Source organism: Rhodospirillaceae bacterium (genome assembly GCA_018662005.1).
In the GTDB taxonomy this organism is placed as follows: Bacteria; Pseudomonadota; Alphaproteobacteria; order Rhodospirillales; family JABHCV01; genus JACNJU01.
Genome location: JABJHA010000027.1, coordinates 83,256 through 106,788 on the forward strand (window position 1 = coordinate 83,256; position 23,533 = coordinate 106,788).

Consider the following 23,533-nt stretch of genomic DNA (forward strand, 5'->3'; position numbering starts at 1 on the left):
GGGAGGGGGAGACGTACTAAAGCCATGACATCCGACGCCCCCCTGCCCAGACGACCCCGGCTGACATCGCCAATTATCCGCCGCATTCTGGCAATCAATGTGCTGGCGCTGGCTATTCTGGTCGCCGGGTTGCTCTATCTGGGTCAGTACCGCGATAGCCTGGTTGCCTCGGAATTGACCGCTCTTAGGGTTCACGCGGAAATTCTCGCCGCCGCCCTTGGTGAAAGCACTGCCGAGGATGTTCCATCGGGTCGTCAATTACTGCGCCCGCGCGTAGCCGTCAGCATGGTCCAGCGTCTGGTCCAGACAACCGGTGGCCGGGCCCGACTGTTCGCCCCCGATGGAGTCCTCATCGCCGACACCCGACGCTCCTCGCAAAGGCGCAATACGGTAGAACGTCAAACCCTGCCGCCACCGGATGGCGAAGATTCCGGCGACGTCACGATAATGAGCAAAACTCTTGATATCTTTGAGCATTTTCTGACCCTTCTGCCCGGACGCGGGGCCATACCGCCGTATCGGGAAAAGACCCTTCAACAGGCTGAAGATTATCCGGAAGCGGCCGCTGCCCTGCTTGCCGAATCAGGTTACGCCGTCCGCTCAACAACCGGCGGCGACATGGTGTTAAGCGTCGCCGTGCCAGTGCAACGATACAAACAAGTGCTCGGCGCGCTGATGCTAACCAGAAATTCCGATAACATCGAACAGGCGCTTCGCGAGGTCCGCATCAATATTCTTAAAGTCTTTGCCGTTGCCCTTGGCGTTACCATTTTGCTGTCCCTTTACCTGGCCAGCACCATCGCCCGGCCCGTGCGCCGTCTTGCCGAGGCCGCCGAAAGGGTCCGTCATGGCCATCACCGGCAACATGAAATTCCTGATTTTGCCTCCCGTGGTGACGAAATTGGTGAACTGTCACGTTCTTTGAAAGATATGACCGAAGCCCTGTGGGAGCGTATGGACGCCATTGAAAGTTTTGCCGCCGATGTGGCTCACGAAATCAAAAACCCCCTGACCTCCTTGCGCAGCGCCGTGGAAACCGCAGCCCGGGTCAGCGACCCCGAGCAGCAGAAGAAACTGATGGATATCATTCTTGACGATGTTGAACGTATGGACCGATTGATCAGTGACATATCCGATGCCTCGCGCCTTGATGCCGAACTGTCAAAGGCCGAAACCCGTCCCGTCGATCTGAACAAACTGCTCGCCGTCCTGGTTGATGCCCGCAATGAGATGACGGATCGTAATATTATATTCAACGCTAAAGGTGATATGGTCATCGTTGGTATCGAAAGCCGCTTGGGCCAGGTTTTCGCCAACCTGTTGGCCAATGCCCTGTCCTTCAGCCCGGCTAAGGGCTCCATATTCATTGAAGCGGACGATCTGGGCAGCCAGGTCAGCATTACACTCGATGATGAGGGACCCGGTCTTCCCGAAGGCAAACTGGACACGATCTTCGAGCGTTTCTACACCCAGCGCCCCGAGGCCGAAAAATTTGGCACCCATTCCGGGCTCGGCCTGAGCATCTCGCGGCAAATCGTCGAAACCCACAACGGCTCCATAACGGCGGAAAACCGTGTCGATGCAAATGATCGGGTCATTGGTGCGCGCTTTAAAATAACCCTGCCAAAAGGTTGACTCTTAACCAATTTTTACCGCACCCTTCCCTGATCATGACAAATCAAACGCCTGAAAAAATGCACGGCACCTGTGTCGAGGTCGATGGTCTTGGTGTCCTCTTGTGTGGTCCCCCGGGAAGTGGCAAATCCGATCTGGCATTACGCCTGATCGATGAAGGGGCCCGGCTGATCGCCGATGACTACACGGAACTGTCCGTCGACAACGGCAAGCTGAGTGCACGCGCCCCCGAACCGATCAAGGATTTGATTGAAGTCCGCGGTGTCGGGGTGCTGAAAATCGGCGCCGCCCTGCAAGCCGAACTTGGCGTCGTCATCGACCTGGACATGGCCGGTGATGTCGAACGTTTACCTGACGACGAAACCGTAGAGCTTCTGGGCCTGCCCGTTGCCCGCTTTTGTCTCGCCCCGTTTGAAGCATCGGCCCCGGCAAAGGTCCGCCTTATCGTGCGTCGGGTAAAAGGCGACATTGTGCATGTTCCTTAAACAGAGCCGACAATCATGACCGATGACGCGATCTCCATACCGGCCTTCAGTGAGGCAACCCCGGGCAAGGTGCTTGGCGTGCTGCTGGTTACTGGGATGTCCGGGGCCGGCAAGACATCAGCCCTGAAAGCGTTGGAGGATATGGGTTATGAAGCCATCGACAATGTCCCCTTAACGCTGCTGGGCGCACTTGTTAAGCCACCGCAACAAGATGGTTTCCAGCGTCCGATCGCCATCGGTGTCGATTTTCGCACCCGCGGGTTCGCCATCGACACCTTCATCAGCGAACTGGACAGCATGTTCGAGGAGAGTTCGCTTGAAGCCAAAGTCCTGTTCATTGATTGTGATGACGACGAACTGCGCCGACGCTACGCCGAAACCCGACATCGCCACCCACTGGCCCAGGATCGACCGGTCAGTGACGGGATCGCCCGCGAGCGCACACTGGTGTCACCGCTAAGAGACCGCGCCGATGTGGTCATCGACACCACCCGATTTGGGCCCGGTGAACTGAAGAGAATTTTAAGCGGTCACTTTGATATTGCAGACGATTTCGGCTTGAGTGTCTTTGTCACCTCGTTTTCCTACCGTCAGGGATTGCCGCGTGAGGCCGACCTTGTTTTTGATGTGCGTTTTCTCGCCAACCCCCATTATGATCCTGCCCTGAAGGACTTGAGCGGCAAGGACGACGCTGTTGGCGCCTTCATCGCCGGGGATGCCGGCTTCGGGATTTTTTTCGATAACCTGACCGCTTTTTTAAGTCCCTTGTTGCCGCGTTACGCGGCGGAAGGTAAAAGTTACCTGACGATAGCCCTGGGATGTACAGGCGGTCGTCACCGTTCAGTGTATGTCGCCGAAAAGCTAGCCCGGTGGATTGAACAAGAAGAGCGTCAGGTTCATCTGTTGCATCGAGACTTGAACAAAGGGACTGATTAAATGATTGGCATGGTTCTGGTCACCCACGGTCGTCTTGCTGACGAATTCATCAATGCCCTGGAGCATGTGGTTGGCGCGCAGGAGCATGTTGAGACGATCTGCATCGGCCCGGATGATGATATGGAGCAACGACGCAAGGAAATTCTGGCTTCCATCACCAAAGTCGATCAGGGAAAGGGCGTCGTCTTGTTGACTGACATGTTTGGTGGAACCCCGTCCAATTTGGCCATTTCTGTTATCGACAAGGCAAATGTTGAAGTCATTGCCGGAATTAATCTGCCGATGTTGATTAAACTTGTTTCAGTCAGAAAAACAGAAAGCCTGATGGAAGCCGCTGGCAGCGCCCAGGAAGCCGGGCGCAAATACATCAACATTGCCTCACAACTGTTAAGCCAGGAACCGGCATGAATGGTGATACCGGGCAATTTACCGGCACCGCTACAATCCTGAATCAACGAGGTTTGCACGCCCGCGCCGCCGCCAAATTTGTCAAAACGGCAGGCGTCTTCAAGGCGGACATCGCCGTCAGCCGGCAAGGCCAGACCGTATCGGGACATTCAATTATGGGCTTGATGATGTTGGCCGCAAGCACCGGCTGTGAGATTGAAATTGCCTGCAACGGCGTCGATGCGCAGGGTGCGCTGGACACCCTTATGGAACTGGTCGCCAACAAGTTCGAGGAAGAATAGTGCTGCCCAGGGAACAAACCTTCATCGGACTGGGCGTTTCGCCGGGCATTGGCATCGGTGATGTTCACGAGCGCGAAAGCGGTGCTATTGATGTGCCGGAATATTCCATCCCCGTCAAAGGCATCGATAAAGAACTGGAGCGTCTGCATACCGCCGTTTCAGGGGCCCGCAGGCAGATTGGCCGACTGCGCGCCAAGGCCAGATCACTGCCCGGACTGGCTGCCGGTGAAATGGAAATACTGCTCGATGCCTACATCCAGATGCTTAAAAGTTCCCGCCTGATCCGGGGCGCTGAAAATCGCATCGCCAGTGAGCGCATCAATGCCGAGGCCGCCGTTCACGCGGAACTGACGGAAATTTCCGGCGCTTTCTCGAAGATGGATGATGCCTATCTGGCTGCCCGCCTGGACGACATCCGCGAGGTTGCTGCGCGCCTGATCCGTAACCTTGTAAAGAAACCAAGCCGTTCCACACACAAGGCCCCCAAAGGATCGGTCATCGTCGCCGAGGAACTGACCCCTGCCGATGCTGCCCAGCTTGACCCGGCCCGCGTTGTCGGTTTTGCGACAGCCCTGGGTGGCGCTGAAGGTCACACCGCCATCATGGCCCGCGCCCTTGGCCTGCCTGCCGTCCTTGGCGCCGCCGAATTGCTGCAAGGGGCAAAAAGCGGCGATCGCATTATTGTCGACGGCGACAGGGGCCGCATTGTCATTAACCCGAAACCGGCGACCATTGCCGCTTACGAACGCCGCCAACAGGAAATCCATCAGGAAACCAAGCGCCTCAACACAATGCGCAATCAGCCGGCGGTAACCCGCGATGGTATTGCAGTGGGGCTTCAGGCCAATATGGAACTGCCGGTGCAACTGGGCCCTATTGGCCAGGCGGGTGCTGGCGGCATCGGCCTACTACGCAGCGAATTCATGTTTATGAACCGGCCTGACATCCCCAGTGAAGACGAGCAGTACGAAATCCTGCACACCATTGTGAAGGGTATGGACGGACATCCGGTAACCATCCGCACCCTAGATGTCGGCGGTGAAAAAATCGCCGCCTCGTTGCTCGACAGATTTGGCGAGAGTGTTTCATCAGCCTTGGGTTTGCGCGGTATTCGACTGTCTCTGGCCCATGTGGAAGTCTTTGAAACCCAAATCAGGGCAATTTTAAGAGCCAGCGCCGCAGGGCCGGTTCGCATTCTGTTGCCCATGGTCACAACCACCAGTGAAATCCGCAAAGCCCGCGAGATCATCAAACAAATGGCCAAAAACCTGAAACGCCGCAAGATCGCCATGGCTGCTGAATTGCCGCCCGTTGGTGTTATGATCGAAGTTCCCGGTGCTGCGCTGTCGGCCGACGCTCTGGCCCAGGTCGCCGATTTCTTTGCCATCGGCTCCAACGATCTGACCATGTACACACTGGCCATTGACCGTTCCGACGAGCAGGTTGCCAGCCTGTATAACCCCTTGCATCCATCAGTGCTGCGGTTGATCCAGTTTTCCGCCGAAGCGGCCTTACGGGCCAGAATCCCGGTCAGCATTTGCGGTGAAATGGCGGGCGACCCGCGTTTCACGGCCTTGTTGCTGGGGCTGGGCCTGAGGGAACTTTCCATGACGGCGGCATCAATCCCGCGCGTCAAACAGCGCATCCGCGATCTCGACCTGCTGGCGGCCGAAGCCCGCGCCCGGGTTATCATGGACCAGGTCGACGCCGGGCGTATTCATATGCTGGTGGATGATTTTAACGCGCTCGCCTAGTTATTTCCCCTCAAGTGCCGGGCGAGGCCGTCCGGCCACTTGGCTCGCCGCAGTGGCGGCGGCCCGTAGTCGAGGGCTTGAAGAAAGTATGTGAGCCCGGCCTTTTAAGGATAAAGCTCCTGTCACCATTTGAAACTAAACTTCCAGAGGCCCAGCCAAGAGAGCGGAGCGAACGCCCGGCGACTGAGGGACTTGATCCTTATGCGAGCCAAGGGGTCGGAGACCCCGCCCGGCGCTTGAGGGGCTTGATCCTTAATGAGCCTTGCGAAGGCGCTTATACCCTGCTAAACCCGCCCTCTTATTTACTCAAAAATTCGTATCAGGAGCCGCATCAATGAGCGCTTTTACCGATTACAAGGTTGCCGACATGTCGTTGGCGGAATGGGGCCGCAAGGAAGTGGCCATCGCCGAAACCGAAATGCCGGGCCTGATGGCCCTGCGCACCGAACACAAAGGCAAGAATCCCCTTAAAGGCGCACGCATCGCCGGTTGTTTGCACATGACCATCCAGACTGCCGTGCTGATGGAAACCCTCGTTGAACTGGGCGCTGAACTGCGCTGGAGCTCGTGCAACATTTTCTCCACCCAGGATCAGGCCGCTGCGGCCATGGTTCAGGCCGAAATTCCAACCTTCGCCTGGAAAGGTGAAACGGAAGAGGAATTCCTGTGGTGCATCGTTCAAACCATCGAAGGTCCAGACGGCTGGCGTCCGAACATGATTCTGGATGATGGCGGCGACCTGACCCTGATGATGCACGAGGATTACCCGGATCTGCTGAATGACGTCAAAGGCCTGTCTGAGGAAACCACCACCGGCGTTCACAGGCTTTATGAAATGGTCAAGGAAGGCTCGCTGAAAGTTCCGGCCATCAACGTCAACGATTCGGTGACCAAGTCGAAATTCGACAACCTGTATGGCTGCCGCGAAAGCCTGCCCGATGGCATCAAGCGCGCCACCGATGTGATGTTGGCCGGCAAGATCGCCGTGATCGCCGGTTATGGCGACGTTGGCAAGGGTTCTGCAGCATCGCTTCGCAATCAGGGGGCTCGCGTTCGGGTCACCGAAATCGATCCGATCTGCGCCCTGCAAGCGGCCATGGAAGGGTACGAAGTGACCACCATGGAAGACGCCGTCGCAACTGGCGATATCTTCGTTACCTGCACCGGCAACCTGGATGTCATTACCGTTGACCACATGCGTGAAATGAAGGACAGGGCCATCGTTTGCAACATCGGCCACTTCGATTCGGAAATTCAGGTCGCCGGTCTTCGCAATCTGAAATGGCACAACGTCAAACCGCAGGTCGATGAAATCGAATTCCCTGATGGCAAGCGCATCATCCTGCTCGCCGAGGGCCGTCTGGTTAATCTGGGCTGCGCCACCGGCCACCCCAGCTTCGTCATGAGCGCCTCGTTCACCAATCAGGTGCTGGCCCAGATCGAACTGTGGGACAATTCGGACAACTACAAAAACGAAGTTTACGTACTGCCCAAACATCTGGATGAAAAAGTCGCGACCCTGCATCTGGACAAACTGGGCGTCAAAATGACCGTCCTGACCGACAAGCAGGCCGACTATGTAAGCTTAAGCAAAACCGGCCCGTTCAAGCCCGATCATTACCGTTATTAATATCTATCCCTCAGGCGCCGGGCGGGGCCGTCCGGCCCCTTGGCTCGCCGCATAAGCGGCGGCCCGCAGTCGCGGGCTTGGGGAACCAAGTTTAAATGGCGACAGGATATTCTCCTGTCGCCATTTTTATTTTGACTTCCAGAGACCCAGCCAAGAGAGCGGAGTGAACGCCCGGCGCATGAGGGGCTTGATCCTTAATATAGAGCTATCCTTAATCCCCACCCTTTTCTTATTGCCCGTCGCGCTTTAAGATTCTCCCCGTGTTTGATTCCCTGACCAATGCGCCTGTTCTGGCTTTCGCGTTCGGTGCTCTCGCCGTGCTGGCGCTGGCCGTGCCGTTACTGTTGTGGCTTGTAAAACGGATGCAACGACTGCAAAGCAATAATGTTCACCTGGCCAGTGACGCCGAACAGGGACGTGAAATTCTCGCCGCCGCACCTGATGGCCTTTTTATGTGGGACCATGCAAAGGGTGAGGAGCGCTGCTCACGACGACTCGCCGTTTTGCTCGGCCTGAACGCCGGGACCGGTGCCCGCTTCACTGATGTACAGGCCAAATTTGACGCGCCAGAGGCCCGCGCCCTTGAGCGCGCCGTAAATGATTTGCACGGGCAAGGGGCATCATTCGACCTGCTTTTAAAGCTGGGGGGGCGGACCATTCAGGCAACCGGAACCCGGGCCTCGACCATCGAAGGCAAACCCCTGGACGATCTGATGTGGATGCGCGATGTCAGCGAGGCGCCGCGCCCGCAACCACAAGACAAGCCATCCGCGGACACAGCCGCACACGAACATTTCCATCAATTGCTCGATACCTTGCCCATGGCGGTGTGGATCAGGGACGGCAATCTGGATGTCGTTTTTTCCAACCGTGCCGCCGCCACCATCGCCGCCAGTGATGACAGTCGGGCCCTGGCCGCGCAAGCGCGTACAGAAAACCGGCAGCAGACCCAGTTGCATACCTTTGACATGGAAGCCCAGCCCAAGCAATTCCAGGTTAGTGAAGTTCCGGCTCGTGGCTGGAGCGGCACCATCGGCTTTGCCCGGGAATATCAGGCACAAAACACACAGAGTGAGCTAAAAGTCCTCGATAACCTGAGCACCGCCATCGCCATTTTCGGACCCGAACGCAGACTGACATTTTGCAACGATGCCTACGCCTCCCTTTGGCGTTTCGATCCCGACTGGCTGGCTGGCGAGCCCTCTTTGAGTGAAATTCTCGACCGTTTGCGAGAACGCAGACAATTGCCCGAAGTCGCCGACTTCCGCGCCTTCAAGGAGCAACAAAACACTCTGTTTGACACCCTTGATAAGGCCCACGAGGAACTGCTGCATCTTCCTGACGGACGAACACTGCGCTGTGTTGTCACCCCCCACGAGCCCGCCGGTCTGGTTTATTCCTATGAAGATGTCAGTGATCGTCTTGCCCTTGAGCGTTCGTTCAAAACCCTAAACGCCGTGCAGCGCGAAACCCTGGACAATCTCTATGAAGGCATCGCCGTGTTTGGCAGTGATGGTCGGATGAAACTTTCCAATCCGGCATTTGCGGAACTTTGGAACCTTGGCGAACCCGTTCTGGCTGGTGATCCGCATCTTAGCGACATCATCAATGCGACACGCCCTCTGATCACCGGTATTGAAGACAGCAGCGATGAAAAATGGCAGGCTTATGTGAAAGATCAGGTCGCCCAGTTTAGCGGTCGTCAGGCGGCTGGCGGTCGCCTTCAATTAAGCGATGGGGCAGTCCTTGAATATTCCAGTGTGCCCCTGCCCGACGGGGCGGTGCTGCTTAGCTATCTGGATGTTTCCGATAGCGCCCGGGTCGAAGCGGCCCTGCGCCAGCGGGCCGAAGCCCTGTCCCAGGCCAACCGCCTGAAATCAGAATTCATCGCCAACGTTTCCTACGAAGTGCGCACCCCGCTGACCACCCTGAAGGGCTTTGCCGACATTCTCGCCCAGGAATATTTTGGTGATTTGAACGTCCGTCAAAAGGAATACTGTCAGGGCATTCTCGACAGTGCTCAGGGACTGACCAACGTCATCAATGACATTCTCGACATGGCCAGTATCGAAGCCGGCATGATGACCCTGGAACTCGATACGGTGGAAATTCATTCCATGCTCGCTTCGGTTCTTAACCTGACCAATGAAAGGGCGCGCCGTAAAAGCCTTGAAATCGATTTTGATTGCCCGCCTGACATCGGCTGGATTGTCGCTGACGAGAAACGTCTGAAACAGGTGCTGTTCTATTTGTTGTCCAACGCCGTCAACGTCTCCCCTGCCCGTGGAACAGTCCACCTGCAAGCCGTCCGCAGCGGCGAGAAAGATAACGCCTTTGTCAGCTTCATGATCACCAGTCTGACCAGTGGCGTCAGCCAGGCCGAGCAACTGGATATTTTCTCGACCTTCGATAATGCCGGCAATGCCGCCACACCAAGCGGTGAAGGCGTGCAGATGGGGGTCGGACTGGGGTTATCGCTGGTCCAGCGTTTCGTCGAACTGCACGGTGGCGAAGTTCAGGTCAAATCCCCACAAGGCAGGGGCACGACCATCACCTGCAGGCTTCCTGCAACCGGTGCCGGGGCGGCCCAGGAACCGGACCTGTCGGTTGTCAGCGGCTAATTCAATACAAACAGGGGAAAAATAGAACATGACATCGACAAGCTTGTTTGAAACACCCTATCAGGAACGTTTTTTCGAAGATTACATTGAAGGAATGGTTCTGACATTCGGTTCCGTGACCGTTAACGAGGCCCAAATTATTGACTTCGCCAAACGTTTTGACCCGCAGGTCTATCATATCGACCCCGATGGCGCCAAAGACACCATTTACGGCGGCGTGATCGCCAGCGGATGGCATACGGGGTCATTGATGATGAGTATGATGGTGCCGTATTATTTATCAGATAAATCGAGCATGGGTTCCCCGGGCCTGAAAAACCTGCACTGGCTGGCTCCGGTCCGCCCCGGCGATACGCTGTCCGTTCGCCTTAAGATCACTGAATGTCGGCGCTCGCAATCCAGACCTGACCGCGGCATCGTCAAATCCTTTGTCGAGGTTCTCAATCAGGACCAGGTTGTGGTCATGGATTTTAATGCCGTCAACTTCACCGCCTGTCGCGCCTAGCAGGCTGCTTGAGTATTTTGCGCATGATCGGCCGGGTTTCGGAACGGCGCAGAACTTCTTTAAACCCGGCCCGCAAAAAAACATCGGCGAACCCGACCCAGGCATAGACTGGCGGGTAGGGTTTCTTGCTTGGCTCAATCGGATAGCCTTCGAGGATAAAGGCCCCGGATTTTTCTGCAAAGTCGCAGGCCGTCTGTAGCAAGGCCAAAGATACCCCGCGTTTGCGGTGGCTTTTGTGAACAAAGAAGCACGATACCGACCATACCTTCTTATCATCAACGGGTTTTAGAATTATTGAAGATTCCAGCCTTGGGAATTTTTCCCGTGGCGCGACCTGAATCCAGCCGACGGGTTTTTTATCATCGAAAGCAACCAGCCCCGGCACTTCCCCCGACTGGAAAACAGCCTTCATGGCGCGACGGTTTTTTTCACCCATCTGTGCTTCCATCTGCTTATTGGCAAGCCGCCACAACATACACCAGCAACCACCGCAGCCACCCTTTTCGCCCATCACACCCTCGAAAGAATTCCAGGTTGCCGGGCGGATGTCGATCATGGAACGCCTTGCGTGGTCGAATATTCAAAATGTAGCTCTTCGCCCGGATGCAGGTGAGCGCGCGCCGAATGAGCCGCCGTCGCGGCTTCGGCAAACCCGCTTAAAATCAGCTTCAGCTTGCCGGGGTAATCAATGATGTCGCCAATGGCGAAAATTCCGGGCCTTGAGGTGGCCATGCTTGCCTGATCGACAGTGATGTGGTTGTGATCCAGGTTCAGACCCCAGTCGGCAATCGGGCCTATATTCTGGCTTAAGCCAAAGAACGGCAGCAGGGCGTCGGCCTCCAGGGTTCGTTGGTTACCGTCAAGATCAGCCACAACAACTGCCTGCAATTTGCTAGCGTCACCTTCGAGCCCGGCAAGCTGAAACGGCACGACCAGATCGATCACCCCGTCATCTGCCAGTTTTTGCAGTTTGTCGGCGCTGCCGGGTGCGGCCCGGAACTTTGGCCGCCTGTGGACAATCGCCAAACTCTCTGCGACATCGGCCAGCGACAGGGCCCAGTCGACCGCCGAATCGCCGCCACCGGCAATAACCACTTTTTTACCGGTGAAATCCTGGCGCTGCTTGACCAGATAATGAACGCCGACGCCAACGCCCTGGCCTTCGTAGCTCTCAATGCCCTCAAGTGGTGGCCGGTTGGGACCAAAAGCGCCGACACCGGCGGCGATGATCACCGCCCCGGCGTTGATTCGGGTGCCCTTGGTGGTTTCTACCAACCAGCGGTTTTCATCATATTCCAGCAACGTCACCACCTGTTGACCCAGATGAAACACCGGATCGAACGGGGCCACCTGGGCCTCCAGATCGCGGACCAGATCGGCGGCCATGACCTTGGGAAAGCCCGGAATGTCATAAATCGGTTTTTCCGGGTAGAGCGCTGACAACTGCCCGCCGATGGCGTCAAGGGCATCGATAACATGGCAGGACATCTTCAACATGCCGCATTCAAAAATACTGAACAACCCGGCAGGGCCGGCGCCAATGACGACAACATCCGCCGCTTCTGTCCTATTTGGTAAATTTGTCTGATTCGACATGGAAACTCCGCCATCAAAAGGGTAAACAGGTTGCGTACAATGTAACCCCAATCTGCATCATGTGAAAGGCAGAGCGACATCAGAATCGAGCTTGAGAACGAGCAGGCAACGCAGGCGCTGGCGGGCGCTTTAAGCCGCGTCGCCCGTGCCGGTGATGTGATCGCCCTAAAAGGTGACCTTGGTACTGGCAAGACGGTGTTCGCGCGCGCCTTTATCCGTGCCTTGTGTGGGGCTGATACCGAAGTGCCCAGCCCGACATTCACGCTGGTGCAAACCTATGATCTGGATGACGAACGGACCCTCCATCACTTCGACCTGTACAGACTGAAAGACCCCGAAGAAGCGCTGGAGCTGGATATCGACGATGCTTTCTCAGACGGTATTTCACTGATTGAGTGGCCCGAAAGGCTTGGCCCCTATCTGCCCCGCCAGCACCTTGAGGTGACTTTAAGTTATGGCGGATCGGAAATGCAGCGCTCATGCGTCATTTCTGCAAGCGATGAGTGGGATCAACGCCTGGCAGAGGTATCCTTATGACGGCCCGGCGAGACACCCAGATTGAAGACTTTCTTGCCAGCCAGGGCTGGGCTGAAGCCGCCCGTTCACATCTGGCGGGTGACGCTTCGTTTCGACGTTATGAGCGCATTGTTGCGGGTGATCGCGTTGCCGTATTAATGGACGCGCCGCCGCCTGAAGAAGACACCCGTCCCTTCATCAAAATCGCCCGGCACTTAAACGGCCTAGGTTATTCAGCACCGGAAATTCTGGCTACCGATGAAGAGGCTGGCCTGCTGCTTTTGGAAGATCTGGGTGACGACACCTATACCCGCGTGCTCGAAGCCGGTGGCGACGAGCAGGCTTTGTACGGGCGCGCCGTTGATGTGCTGATCGATCTGCATTCTCGCCCCATGGACGAAGCCGTCCCGCCGGGGCTACCACCTTACGGAAACGGACGCCTGCTCGATGAGGCCTTTCTGGCACCCCAATGGACCTATCCTGCCTTCACTGGCGAAGGGCTTTCAGAAGATGTGCGACGCGCCTACGGTGACATCTGGTTGCACCTTTTCTCCCTTGTCCACAACGGGCCAAAGACACTGGTGTTACGCGACTACCACGTCGATAATTTGCTATGGTTGTCAAAGCGCGATGGAATTCGGGCCTGCGGTTTGCTCGATTTTCAGGACGCCGTGGTCGGCCATCCGGCCTATGATCTGATGTCGTTACTTGAGGACGCCCGCCGCGATTTGGGCGAAGGATTAAAGACCGCCATGATGGAACGCTACCTTGCCGCCTTTCCTGATCTCGACGGTGATGCCTTCCGTACCGCCTTCAGCATTCTGGCGGCCCAGCGTCACGCCAAGGTCATCGGTATTTTTACCCGGCTTTGTCAGCGCGATGGCAAACCGGATTATCTGGTCCATATTCCCAGGGTCTGGCGGTTGTTGGAGGCGGCGCTTGAAAACCCCGCGCTTGGCGAAATGAAAGACTGGTTTGACACTCACATGCCCGCCCCCATGCGGGTTATTCCGGAGCTTCCAAAATGACGGTTCTAAAACGCGCCATGGTTCTGGCCGCCGGTTTCGGGGTGCGCCTCAGGCCGATCACCGACACCACCCCTAAACCGATGGTTCAGGTGCTGGGGCGAACCCTGATTGATCGCACCATTGACCGCCTGAAAGATGGCGGTGTCGAAAGCGTCGTCGTCAACACCCATCATTTGGGCGAAGTGGTGCACGCACATCTTAAAAAGCGCGACGATCTGGAAATCCTGTTTTCTGAAGAAGACCCGATTCTTGAAACCGGCGGCGGTATCGCCCACGCCCTTCATATGCTGGGAGACGGACCGTTTTTTGCCTGTAACGGTGATACCCTGTGGTTAAACGGATTACAAAACGCCATGACACGGATGCTGAAACATTGGGACGACGAGAAAATGGACGCCCTGCTGATGCTCCATTCGACCGTCGATGCCTATGGCTATAACGGTCTTGGTGATTTTTGTGTCGACCCGCTGGGTCTTCTTTCGCGCAGGCCCGAATGCGAGGTCTCGCCTTATCTGTTCACCGGCGTACAAATTCTCCACCCAAGGCTGTTCAAAGGCGCCCCGGAAGGAGCCTTTTCCCTGAACGTTCTGTATGACAAAGCTATGGAAAATGATCGCCTTTACGGAATGGTCCACGACGGTGAATGGTTCCATGTCGGCACCCCCGACGCATTGCAGGAGGCCGAGTCCTACATGCGGCTTCGTTACTCGGGGATCAAACACAGATGACCGGCAAGCCCGCCGTTTACACCATTGCGGCCGGGGTTCCTTTCCTTGACGCGCTGGCGGCGGGCATCCTCGAGAAAACCGGCGACGCCCCCGAAGCCCTGACAAAAGTCAGCGTATTGCTGCCGACCCGGCGCGCCTGCCGCTCTTTAAGCGAGGCTTTCCTGCGTTTAAGCGATGGCAAGCCGATGCTGCTTCCCAAAATGACGCCACTTGGTGATATTGACGAGGATGAGCTGGCTTTTGCAGATGACGACGGTTTTGGCGGCGAGACCGCCTTCGACATCCCCCCGGCAATTTCCGGTCTGCGCCGACAGTTATTGCTGAGCCGCCTGATCCTGGCCCGCAAAGACAGCCAGACCACCCCTGATCAAGCCGCCAGACTGGCCCAGGAACTGGCCCGCCTTCTCGATCAGGTGCAGACCGAAAGACTGTCTTTTGACGGCCTTGAAAAACTTGTTACCGGTGACGGCCTTTCGGGACATTGGCAACAAACCCTGGAATTCCTGACCATCCTGACCGACAACTGGCCTGCCATTCTGGCCAGCGAAGGGGTCCTCGACCCGACCCAGCGCCGCAACCAGTTGTTGGATACGCAAGCGGCGTTATGGCGTGACAAACCGCCGGATGGTCTTGTCATCGCTGCCGGTTCAACCGGCTCGATCCCGGCCACCGCCGACCTGCTTAAAGTCATCGCCGAAATGCCGGGCGGCATGCTGGTATTGCCGGGCCTGGACACGGACGCCGATGAGCGTGTCTGGGAAGCCCTTGAGCCGACCCATCCGCAATACGGACTGGCTAAATTGCTTAACACTTTAGCTGTCGATCGTGGCGATGTCACAGACTGGCCGTCGCCTGTGAAAGCCGTTGCCCCGCCATCACGAGCCCACCTTATCAATGACGCCCTGATCCCGGCCAGCGTCACCGACAGTTGGCAAGACAGGCCGGAACCGGACACGACAGCGCTTGATGGCGTGACCACGATAGAAGCCGACAGTGAACGCACCGAAGCCGGAATGATCGCCCTGACCATGCGGCAAGTTCTTGAAACAAAGGGAAAAACCGCAGCCCTTGTGACACCGGACAGAGCCCTGGCCAGAAGGGTCACTGCCGAACTTGGGCGTTGGCATATTGACGTCGATGATTCCGCGGGGCGACCCTTGGCAGAAACACCAGCGGGCGTCTTTCTGCGCCTGTGCGCCCGCGTTATCACTGACGACATGGCCCCTGTCGGGCTGCTCGCCCTGCTCAAGCATCCATTTGCAGCCGCCGGGATGAGCCCTGTCGCCTTCCGCGCTCAGGTGCGGCATCTTGAACGAACGCTCCTGCGCGGACCAAGACCCGGACCCGGCTTTGACGGGTTGCGTACCGCCTTGACCGAGGTAAAGCCAGACAAGGTTCGCGGGCTGGATCAGTTTATTGATTGTCTTGAGGGGGTGTTTGGCCGCTTCAATGACAAGGCGACACCGTTAAAATATCTGCTTAAAGCACATGTAGATTTAGCCGAAGCTCTTGCCGCCAGTAACGAGAAGGTCGGTGCGTCCCGGCTTTGGGCGCATGAAGATGGCGAGGCGCTTGCGGGTTTCATTGCCGAACTGAGTGACGCCGCAGACACTCTTGATGATGTTGAGCCCTGGCAATACCCGGCCCTTTTCGATGCCTTGCTGGGACCGCGTGCCCACCGCCCTCGTTACGGGCGCCACCCCCGCCTGCATATCTGGGGGCTTCTTGAAGCCCGCCTGCAGCACGCCGATGTGATGATCCTTGGCAGCCTCAATGAAGGCAGTTGGCCACCCGAAGCCCAGGCCAGCCCATGGATGAGCCGACCCATGCTTGAGGCGTTCGGGCTTTCCCAGCCGGAACGTCGCCTCGGCCTGACCGCCCATGATTTCACGCAAGCCGCGTCAGGGCGCCACGTTATTATCAGCCGCGCCGCCCGCAGCGGTGGCTCACCGAGCGTACCTTCACGCTGGCTGCTCCGGCTGCAAACCCTGATCAAGGGAACAGTGCTTGAAGAGACCTTACGCCCGCAAACTGAAATCCGGCAGCTGTTTGCCGCCATCGACCTGCCTGAGCACACGCTTGAGCCCGCCGAACCGTTGCCAAAACCGCCGCTTTCCAGCCGCCCCCGCGAGATGTCCGTATCCCAGATCGAGACCTGGATACGCGATCCTTATTCGATTTACGCCCGCCGCATTCTTGACCTCAATGTTCTTGATCCCATTGACGCCGATCCGGGGGCTGCCGAACGGGGCATTGTCGTCCATGAGGCGCTGGATCGTTTCATCAAACTTTGGCCGGATGACTTTCCCGAAAAAGCCTATGATGAATTGCTGCGGGTCGGTGCAGAAGTTTTCGACGAGCAAATGACCAATGCCGCCGTTCGCGCTTTCTGGTGGCCCCGTTTCGAGCGTATTGCCGACTGGTTTATTGATAACGAACGCCAGAAACGTCTCTCCGGACGAACACCGCTTAAGACCGAAACCAGCGCCGAGATGACGTTTTCCGCTCCCGGTGGTGACTTTACCCTGAAGGCGCGTGCCGACCGCATTGACCGCTTAAAGGATGGCGGGCTGGCCATTATCGATTACAAAACCGGTGGCGTGCCTTCCAAAAAACAAATGCTCAGCGGCCTGACCCCGCAATTGACTCTGGAAGCGGCAATGGCCGCGGCGGGTAATTTTGGCGGCGTCACCGCCCAGGATGTTGCCGAACTTGTCTATATGCAGCTTTCGGGTGGACGCGAACCCGGCAAGGAAAGCGGTGTATCCGAAGATGTCGAAACCCTGGCTGGCGACGCCCTGCAGGGATTGCAAAAACGGGTCGCCGATTTCGATGACGAAAGCACCCCCTACCTGTCGCGCCCCATCCCGATGTTTTCCAGCCGTTTCGGTGACTATGACCATCTCGCCCGGGTCAAGGAATGGATGGCCGGAGACGACGGGGAGGACGAACGATGAACGCCCCGCAAACCCGCACTGGCCCCCAGGTAACAGCGGCTGACCCACAAGTATCGGTCTGGGTATCAGCCAATGCCGGGACCGGCAAAACCCAGGTCCTGACTGATCGCATCACCCGGCTTTTGCTCGAAGGGGTTCGCCCGGAGCGTATCTTGTGCTTGACGTTCACCAAAGCCGCCGCCGCCGAAATGGCGACCCGCCTCTCCGAGCGCCTGGGCGCTTGGGCGGTGGCCCGGGAAAGTGATCTGAGGGCCGAAATTTCCGCACTTCTCGGCAAACCCCCTGAAGATGATTTACTGGCCCCGGCCCGCAGGCTGTTCGCCGAAACCCTCGATGTACCCGGCGGCCTGAAAATCCGCACCATCCACGCGTTTTGCGAATCCCTGCTTGGCCGCTTCCCTGTCGAGGCGGGTATCGCGCCGCATTTCTCCGTGATTGACGAACGCACCGCCGCCGAATTGATGGCGGAGGCCCGCAACCATCTACTGGGACAGGCCGTGCAGGAAGAATCCGGCAATGTCGCGGCCGCCTTAAGACTTATGGCGAGCTTGCTGAATGAAGAAAGTTTCACCCGCCTGATGACCGATCTGTCGTCCAAGCGGTCGCATTTGCGTGGTTTGTTTGTTCGCTATGGTTCAGGCCAAGGCGTCATCGAGGCGGCACGGCGGGCCATGGGTCTGGAACAAGGGGAGAGCCCGCAAACGATCATCGAAGACGCTTGCAAAGATGTCAGCTTCGACAAGCAGGCCCTGACGGGAGCGGCGGAAGCGCTTTTGCAAGGCACCGCGAAAGAACAGAAACAGGCCGCTGCTTTTCAAGCCTGGCTAATAAGTGACACCGGCACCCGCTGTCAACAGTTTGAAGATAACTATCAGCTTGTTTTTCTGACAAAAACCAATACCGAACGCAAAACCCTGATGACCAAAAAAGTTGCTGACGCTCATCCTGACAGCCTTCAGGCCATGCTCGATGAACAGGCCCGTCTGATGGCAATCAATGCCCGCATCCGGGCGGCAAGAGTTTTTCAGGCCAGCGAAGCCCTTATTCACATCGGCCACCGCCTGCTTGATACATTCGAGAACCTGAAAGAAGCGCGCGCCCTGCTCGACTACGACGATTTGATCCTCAAAGCCCGCGACCTGTTGCAAGCCGAAGGCGGTGCCTCATGGGTCCATTACAAGCTCGATGGTGGCCTCGACCACATTCTGGTCGATGAAGCCCAGGACACCAGCCCCGAACAGTGGGATGTGATCAAGGCGTTGGCCGGGGACTTTTTTGCGGGTGCCGGAGCCCGCGAAGGAGAACGCACGGTCTTTGCCGTCGGTGACGAAAAGCAATCGATCTACAGCTTCCAGGGCGCCGACCCGTTCATGTTTGGCCACATGAGTGAGTATTTCAAAAACCTCGCCAGCGACGCCGGAAAAATCTTCTCGCCGGTGGAGTTGGAAAGATCCTATCGTTCGACCAAATCGGTATTGAGGACCGTTGATGATGTTTTCAGCCATGACACCGCGCGCCAAGGGCTGACATTCGATAACAAGCCGATTACCCATCACTGGGCGCGGGACGGTCAGGCCGGATTGGTCGAACTGTGGCCGACCATGAAACCGGGCGAGGCCATCGAAGTTAAGCCCTGGGACGCACCGCTTGATCGGGTCGCCGTCGATAGCCCGGAAGACCGCATGGCCGTTCGTATCGCTGACACCATCGCCGGCTGGCGCGAAAGCGGCGAGGAATTGCTATCGGCGGGACGATCCATTCGCGAGAGCGATATTATGATTTTGGTTCGCCAGCGCGGCAGCTTCGCCGAAAAAATGGTCAATACCCTAAAAGGGCGCGGCATCCCTGTCGCCGGGGCCGACCGTATGGTCTTGAGCGAACAACTGGCGGTCATGGATTTGCTGGCGTTGGGGCGTTTTTTGTTATTGCCCGAAGACGATCTGACCCTGGCCGTTGTCCTGAAAGGGCCACTGTTCGGCTTTAACGATAACGAAGACCTGTTCCCCCTTTGCCATAAGCGCACCGGCACCCTTTGGACGGCGCTCAAAGCAGCCGCTGCCGACAATCCCAAATACGCCGAGGCGACAGACCGCCTGTCGGAATTTCTGGCCCGGGCCGATTTTATGCCGCCCTTTGAGTTTTATGCTCAGGTGCTCGGGCCCGAAGGTGGCAGACGCCAGTTGCTTGCCCGCCTGGGCACGGAAGCCGATGATCCGATTGATGAGTTTTTAGGGTTGGCGCTGGATTACGAGCGTGAACATGTGCCCTCGTTGCAGGGATTCTTAAGCTGGATCGAAGCCGGTCGAACCCAGATCAAACGCGATCTTGAAACGGGTCAGGGGAAAGTCCGTGTCATGACCGTGCATGGATCAAAAGGATTACAGGGCAATATTGTCTTTTTGCCTGATACCTGTTCGGTGCCGACGGCGCGACATGAATCAAAATTGCGCTGGGTTCGTGATCCCGAAAAAGCGCTGCTGTGGGCCCCCCATAAGGATCAGGAAGAAAGCCTGACAGCCGCCCTTTCCGAAGACGCCGCCGACAAACGGGCCCAGGAATACCGCCGCCTGTTATATGTAGCCATGACCCGGGCCCGGGACAGGCTCTATATCGGCGGCTGGGAAGGCAGGAACAAACCGCACGAGGATTGCTGGTACAATTTGATTGAAACCGCCTTTGAAGGTGTCGCTGAAAACGTCACCCTGCCCGGCGGCGAAACCGTCCTCAGGGTATCAAATCAGCAAGACGCAGAACCTGATGGCAAACCTGAGAGCGATGTCGCAGGTCCCGGCGATCCTGTCACCCTGCCGGATTGGGCCTTGCAGCCACCGGCTGGGGAACCCGAACCGGCGACGCCCTTAAGCCCGTCACGCCTGTCAGAAGATACAGAACCCGCTGTGCGTTCGCCCTTTGATGGCGATGACGGGGCACGCTTCAAACGCGGCACCCTGATCCACCGCCTGCTTGAAAGCCTGCCGTCGATCTCGCCGGGCAACTGGCGGACAGCGGCGGCGACATACCTGTCCCGGCCCGTGCATAACCTTGAGCCCGACCAGCAAGGCGCCATCACGGGTGAGGTCATGGCGGTTCTTGAAAATCCTGAATTCGCCGCCCTGTTTGGACCGGGTTCCCTGGCTGAAGTGCCCATAAGCGGCTTGATTAAGGGGCGAACAGTATCAGCCCGCATCGACCGGCTGACTATCGGCGATAACAACATCACGATCATCGATTACAAGACCAACAGGCCGCCACCGGCCAACCCTGATGACGTTGCACCAGCCTATTTGGGGCAAATGGCGCTCTATCGGTCGTTGTTACGACTGATCTATCCGGGCCGCTCTGTCAGCTGTATTCTGGCCTGGACCGATGGTCCGCGCCTGATGTCTTTGCCCGATGACATTCTTGATCAGTACGCACCTTGACGAAGGGGAAACGGCTGCCTAGATTCAGGTAAGATTCTTCTGATCAACAGATCAGCTTATTTTAAAGATTTTGATAGGACCCAGTAGATGCAGATAGCCGTCACCGATGATTCGTTTGAAGCCGACGTTAAGAATTCTTCCTTGCCGGTTATCGTTGATTTTTGGGCGGAATGGTGCGGCCCCTGCAAACAGATCGCCCCGGCCCTGGAAGAAATCGCCGCCGAAATGGAAGGCAAAGTGACCGTTGCCAAGCTCAATATTGACGAAAACCCGACCGTTCCCTCGCAGTATGGTGTGCGCGGCATTCCAACGTTGATGTTATTTAAGGACGGCCAGGTCGCGGCGACAAAAATTGGCGCTCTGCCAAAAGGGAAACTGGTCGAGTGGGTTCAGTCGGTCATCTGATTTTTAACTTTTAAGCCTCAAGTAAGGCCAAAACCGCCCTAACGGGTGGGTCTTTTGGGCGTGCATCTCACCATACGGAAAGTGGTATGGCCCTAGGTCCAAACGCTGACTATATCTCTCGCGATACAAACAACAACCGTGAGAGAACCCCTGCCATGGCCATTACATCCTTTAATCCGCCCAGGCGTGTCCTGATGGGCCCCGGCCCTTCCGATGTTCATCCACGGGTGCTGCAAGCCATGGCGCGACCGACCATCGGCCACCTTGACCCGGCCTTCGTCACCATGATGGAGGAAATCAAGGAATTACTTCGCTACGCCTTTCAAACCGAGAATGATCTGACCCTGCCCGTATCGGCACCCGGGTCCGCTGGCATGGAAACCTGCTTCGTCAATCTGATTTCACCCGGCGACACTGTTATCGTTTGCCAGAACGGCGTCTTTGGTGGCCGCATGAAGGAAAACGTCGAACGAATGGGTGCAAAGGCGGTGATGGTCGAAGATCAATGGGGCAAGGCCGTTGATGTGAGCAAAGTCGAAGACGCCCTGAAAGCCAACCCGGGAGCCAAGGCGCTGGCCTTTGTCCACGCCGAAACGTCAACAGGCGTGCTGTCCGACGCGGCGGTACTGTGCGCCCTGGCCGCCGAACATGGTGCTCTGTCCATCGTCGACGCAGTTACTTCACTAGGCGGTTGCCCTGTTCTGGTTGATCAGTGGGGTGCGGACGCGGTTTATTCGGGTTCGCAGAAATGCCTGTCTTGCGCGCCGGGAATCTCCCCGGTAACCTTCAGCGACAAGGCTGTCCAGGTCATCAGGGACCGCAATACCCCGGTACAAAGCTGGTTTTTGGATCTGTCGCTGGTCATGAATTACTGGAGCGAAGGCGACGATGCGCCGCGCACCTACCACCACACGGCCCCGGTAAATGCCCTGTATGGCCTTCACGAATCACTGGTTATGCTGCGCGAAGAAGGCATCGAAGCGGCCTGGACACGCCACCGCAAGAACAGCGACGCCTTGCGCGCCGGTTTTACAGGCCTTGGTCTGGAACTGTTGGTCGATGAGAAAGAGCACCTGCCGCAGCTAACGTCCGTCAAGGTTCCCGAAGGCGTCGACAAGCCCGAGGTTCGTCGCCGCCTGCTTGAAAACTATGATCTGGAAATCGGCGCTGGTCTGGGCAGCCTGGCTGGCAAGGTCTGGCGTATAGGTCTTATGGGCGACAGTTCAACCCCGGCACACGTCATCCTGGCTTTAAGCGCCATGGAAGGCACCCTTGGCGACATGGGCGTGGACATCATCAAAGGCAAGGCCGTGCCGGTGGCACAGAGTATTCTGTTTGCCGGGTAACGCTCAGGCGTTGTCTTTCAATACAGTTCCAGCCAGATAAAGTGATCCCGCGATCAGTACGCGGGCTGGTTGCCCCTGCTTGATGATATCCGCGAGGGCCGCCGCCACACTTTCTGCCGGGGCCGCCTCCATGCGCCAAGTTAAGGCCGTGCTGGAGACTTCCTCGGCGCTTAGGCTATTTTCCTCACCCGGTATGGTGACGCCGCGAAACTGACCCAGACGGCCTTCCAGACTGGTCAGGAAGTCACTCGGATCTTTCGAGTTGAGCATCCCGAAAATCATATGTAGCGGTTCGTCGCGCCACCCGCGTGCATGGGAAGCAATGGTTTTTGCGGCCGCCGCGTTATGGCCGCCGTCGAGCCACAATTCCCAGCCTTCGGGCAACATATCAACCAGGGGACCACTTTTCAGGCGTTGCAGGCGGGCCGGCCAGTCGACACTTCTTAAGCCTAAGGCGATGGAGCTGTCGGGAACAGTAAAGCCTTCAAGACGGTCCAGTGCGGCAATGGCAAGACCGGCGTTCCTGAGCTGGTGTGAACCTGCAAGAGCAGGCCTGCAAAATTCGCGGCTCGTCTTTTCACCGTCGCGGGTGCTTTCAAAGACCATGCCGCCTGTCGATTTGCGCACATGCCAGTCCTTGCCTTCAATTGATAAAGGCGCTCCGGCATCTTCAACCAGTGTACGGAATTTCTTTTCCACCTTGCGTTCCTGCTTGGCCGAAAGGCAAGGAACACCCGGCTTCACAATACCGGCCTTTTCGGTGATGATTTCAAGCAGGGTCTCACCCAGGTATTGCTGATGATCCATGGACACCGGGGTGATGACTGTCAGGGCCGGTTTGTCGATAACATTGGTCGCATCCAACCTGCCCCCAAGCCCGGTTTCCAGCAACACCACATCGGCAGGGGTTTTAGAGAACGCCAAATAAGCAGCCGCCGTGGTGATTTCAAAATAGGTAATCGGATCACCGGCGTTGACGTTTTCACACTCTTCAAGAACGCTCGCCAGATGGTCATCTTCAATCAGTGAGCCTGCAAGCCGGATTCGCTCGTTAAAGCGCACAAGATGTGGCGAGGAATAGACATGGACCTTGTAACCGGCGGCTTCCAGCATCGCCCGCATGAACGCGATCAGCGATCCCTTGGCGTTGGTCCCGGCGACATGAACGACCGGCGGCAACTGCCGTTCGGGATGGCCCAGACGCGCAAGCAAGGTTTCAACCCGACCCAAAGTCAGATCGATAACCTTGGGATGTAGATCCATCAAACGGTCTAAAATGG

Annotated in this window: 19 protein-coding genes; 16 read left to right on the forward strand and 3 right to left on the reverse strand. The window is 57.2% G+C overall.

The window, feature by feature from the left end:
• Positions 1-24: 24 nt before the first annotated feature.
• From HOL66_11990 to HOL66_12030, 9 genes are all read left to right on the forward strand, one after another.
• Positions 25-1,635, forward strand: coding sequence for a HAMP domain-containing protein (locus tag HOL66_11990; GenBank protein ID MBT5244952.1), 1,611 nt, complete (start codon positions 25-27; stop codon positions 1,633-1,635).
• 32 nt (positions 1,636-1,667) lie between these two features.
• Entirely contained in the window at positions 1,668-2,120 is a 453-nt protein-coding gene (locus HOL66_11995; GenBank protein ID MBT5244953.1) for a hypothetical protein, read from the forward strand.
• Positions 2,121-2,135: 15 nt separating this feature from the next.
• On the forward strand, positions 2,136-3,056 hold the full coding sequence (gene rapZ / locus HOL66_12000) for an RNase adapter RapZ (protein ID MBT5244954.1): 921 nt from the start codon (positions 2,136-2,138) through the stop codon (positions 3,054-3,056).
• The gene (locus HOL66_12005; protein ID MBT5244955.1) at positions 3,057-3,464 is read left to right on the forward strand and encodes a PTS sugar transporter subunit IIA; all 408 of its coding nucleotides are present in this window, start codon (positions 3,057-3,059) and stop codon (positions 3,462-3,464) included.
• Positions 3,461-3,745 (forward strand): HPr family phosphocarrier protein, encoded by a 285-nt coding sequence (locus HOL66_12010; GenBank protein ID MBT5244956.1) that lies wholly within the window; start codon positions 3,461-3,463, stop codon positions 3,743-3,745. Before HOL66_12005 ends, HOL66_12010 begins: the two co-directional genes overlap by 4 nt.
• Positions 3,742-5,499: a phosphoenolpyruvate--protein phosphotransferase gene (gene ptsP / locus HOL66_12015; GenBank protein MBT5244957.1), complete on the forward strand. Its 1,758-nt coding sequence runs from the start codon at positions 3,742-3,744 to the stop codon at positions 5,497-5,499. The genes HOL66_12010 and ptsP overlap by 4 nt, the downstream gene beginning before the upstream one ends.
• A 334-nt stretch (positions 5,500-5,833) precedes the next feature.
• Entirely contained in the window at positions 5,834-7,129 is a 1,296-nt protein-coding gene (locus HOL66_12020) for an adenosylhomocysteinase (GenBank protein ID MBT5244958.1), read from the forward strand.
• A gap of 260 nt (positions 7,130-7,389) precedes the next feature.
• Positions 7,390-9,750 carry a PAS domain-containing protein gene (locus HOL66_12025; protein ID MBT5244959.1) on the forward strand — a complete coding sequence of 787 codons (2,361 nt, stop codon included), beginning with the start codon at positions 7,390-7,392 and terminating at the stop codon, positions 9,748-9,750.
• A 28-nt stretch (positions 9,751-9,778) separates the two neighbouring features.
• Positions 9,779-10,255, forward strand: a complete 477-nt coding sequence (locus HOL66_12030; protein ID MBT5244960.1) for a MaoC family dehydratase — start codon at positions 9,779-9,781, stop codon at positions 10,253-10,255.
• On the opposite strand, the gene HOL66_12035 is transcribed toward HOL66_12030, so the two are convergent.
• Together HOL66_12035 and HOL66_12040 are read right to left on the reverse strand one after the other, a co-directional pair.
• A complete protein-coding gene (locus HOL66_12035; GenBank protein MBT5244961.1) occupies positions 10,236-10,703 on the reverse strand; it encodes a GNAT family N-acetyltransferase in 468 nt (155 codons plus the stop codon). The two genes, HOL66_12030 and HOL66_12035, sit on opposite strands and share 20 nt — an antisense overlap.
• Before the next feature lie 104 nt (positions 10,704-10,807).
• Complete coding sequence (locus HOL66_12040; protein ID MBT5244962.1) at positions 10,808-11,851, reverse strand: NAD(P)/FAD-dependent oxidoreductase; 1,044 nt, start codon at positions 11,849-11,851, stop codon at positions 10,808-10,810.
• 78 nt (positions 11,852-11,929) lie between these two features.
• Here HOL66_12040 and tsaE point away from each other — a divergent pair, with 78 nt between their 5' ends.
• The 7 genes from tsaE to HOL66_12075 all read left to right on the forward strand — a co-directional run bounded on the left by tsaE (position 11,930) and on the right by HOL66_12075 (position 22,253).
• The gene (tsaE, locus tag HOL66_12045) at positions 11,930-12,388 is read left to right on the forward strand and encodes a tRNA (adenosine(37)-N6)-threonylcarbamoyltransferase complex ATPase subunit type 1 TsaE (protein ID MBT5244963.1); all 459 of its coding nucleotides are present in this window, start codon (positions 11,930-11,932) and stop codon (positions 12,386-12,388) included.
• Positions 12,385-13,395: a phosphotransferase gene (locus HOL66_12050; protein MBT5244964.1), complete on the forward strand. Its 1,011-nt coding sequence runs from the start codon at positions 12,385-12,387 to the stop codon at positions 13,393-13,395. Before tsaE ends, HOL66_12050 begins: the two co-directional genes overlap by 4 nt.
• Entirely contained in the window at positions 13,392-14,123 is a 732-nt protein-coding gene (locus HOL66_12055; GenBank protein ID MBT5244965.1) for a nucleotidyltransferase family protein, read from the forward strand. The genes HOL66_12050 and HOL66_12055 overlap by 4 nt, the downstream gene beginning before the upstream one ends.
• Complete coding sequence (gene addB / locus HOL66_12060; GenBank protein MBT5244966.1) at positions 14,120-17,080, forward strand: double-strand break repair protein AddB; 2,961 nt, start codon at positions 14,120-14,122, stop codon at positions 17,078-17,080. Before HOL66_12055 ends, addB begins: the two co-directional genes overlap by 4 nt.
• Complete coding sequence (addA, locus tag HOL66_12065; GenBank protein MBT5244967.1) at positions 17,077-20,502, forward strand: double-strand break repair helicase AddA; 3,426 nt, start codon at positions 17,077-17,079, stop codon at positions 20,500-20,502. The genes addB and addA overlap by 4 nt, the downstream gene beginning before the upstream one ends.
• A gap of 87 nt (positions 20,503-20,589) precedes the next feature.
• A complete protein-coding gene (gene trxA, locus HOL66_12070) occupies positions 20,590-20,907 on the forward strand; it encodes a thioredoxin TrxA (protein MBT5244968.1) in 318 nt (105 codons plus the stop codon).
• A 155-nt stretch (positions 20,908-21,062) separates the two neighbouring features.
• Positions 21,063-22,253, forward strand: a complete 1,191-nt coding sequence (locus HOL66_12075) for an alanine--glyoxylate aminotransferase family protein (GenBank protein MBT5244969.1) — start codon at positions 21,063-21,065, stop codon at positions 22,251-22,253.
• A gap of 3 nt (positions 22,254-22,256) precedes the next feature.
• Here the strand turns inward: HOL66_12075 and HOL66_12080 are convergent, their stop codons facing one another.
• On the reverse strand, positions 22,257-23,516 hold the full coding sequence (locus HOL66_12080) for a bifunctional folylpolyglutamate synthase/dihydrofolate synthase (GenBank protein ID MBT5244970.1): 1,260 nt from the start codon (positions 23,514-23,516) through the stop codon (positions 22,257-22,259).
• Positions 23,517-23,533: the final 17 nt, after the last annotated feature.

Bases quoted from the DNA above. Each gene is read 5' to 3' on its own strand.
- HOL66_11990 (MBT5244952.1), top strand. From the start codon at position 25: ATGACATCCGACGCCCCCCTGCCCAGACGACCCCGGCTGACATCGCCA.
- rapZ (MBT5244954.1), top strand. From the start codon at position 2,136: ATGACCGATGACGCGATCTCCATACCGGCCTTCAGTGAGGCAACCCCG.
- HOL66_12005 (MBT5244955.1), top strand. From the start codon at position 3,057: ATGATTGGCATGGTTCTGGTCACCCACGGTCGTCTTGCTGACGAATTC.
- HOL66_12010 (MBT5244956.1), top strand. From the start codon at position 3,461: ATGAATGGTGATACCGGGCAATTTACCGGCACCGCTACAATCCTGAAT.
- HOL66_12020 (MBT5244958.1), top strand. From the start codon at position 5,834: ATGAGCGCTTTTACCGATTACAAGGTTGCCGACATGTCGTTGGCGGAA.
- HOL66_12030 (MBT5244960.1), top strand. From the start codon at position 9,779: ATGACATCGACAAGCTTGTTTGAAACACCCTATCAGGAACGTTTTTTC.
- HOL66_12035 (MBT5244961.1), bottom strand. From the start codon at position 10,703: ATGGAAGCACAGATGGGTGAAAAAAACCGTCGCGCCATGAAGGCTGTT.
- HOL66_12040 (MBT5244962.1), bottom strand. From the start codon at position 11,851: ATGTCGAATCAGACAAATTTACCAAATAGGACAGAAGCGGCGGATGTT.
- HOL66_12050 (MBT5244964.1), top strand. From the start codon at position 12,385: ATGACGGCCCGGCGAGACACCCAGATTGAAGACTTTCTTGCCAGCCAG.
- HOL66_12055 (MBT5244965.1), top strand. From the start codon at position 13,392: ATGACGGTTCTAAAACGCGCCATGGTTCTGGCCGCCGGTTTCGGGGTG.
- addB (MBT5244966.1), top strand. From the start codon at position 14,120: ATGACCGGCAAGCCCGCCGTTTACACCATTGCGGCCGGGGTTCCTTTC.
- addA (MBT5244967.1), top strand. From the start codon at position 17,077: ATGAACGCCCCGCAAACCCGCACTGGCCCCCAGGTAACAGCGGCTGAC.
- trxA (MBT5244968.1), top strand. From the start codon at position 20,590: ATGCAGATAGCCGTCACCGATGATTCGTTTGAAGCCGACGTTAAGAAT.
- HOL66_12075 (MBT5244969.1), top strand. From the start codon at position 21,063: ATGGCCATTACATCCTTTAATCCGCCCAGGCGTGTCCTGATGGGCCCC.
- HOL66_12080 (MBT5244970.1), bottom strand. From the start codon at position 23,516: ATGGATCTACATCCCAAGGTTATCGATCTGACTTTGGGTCGGGTTGAA.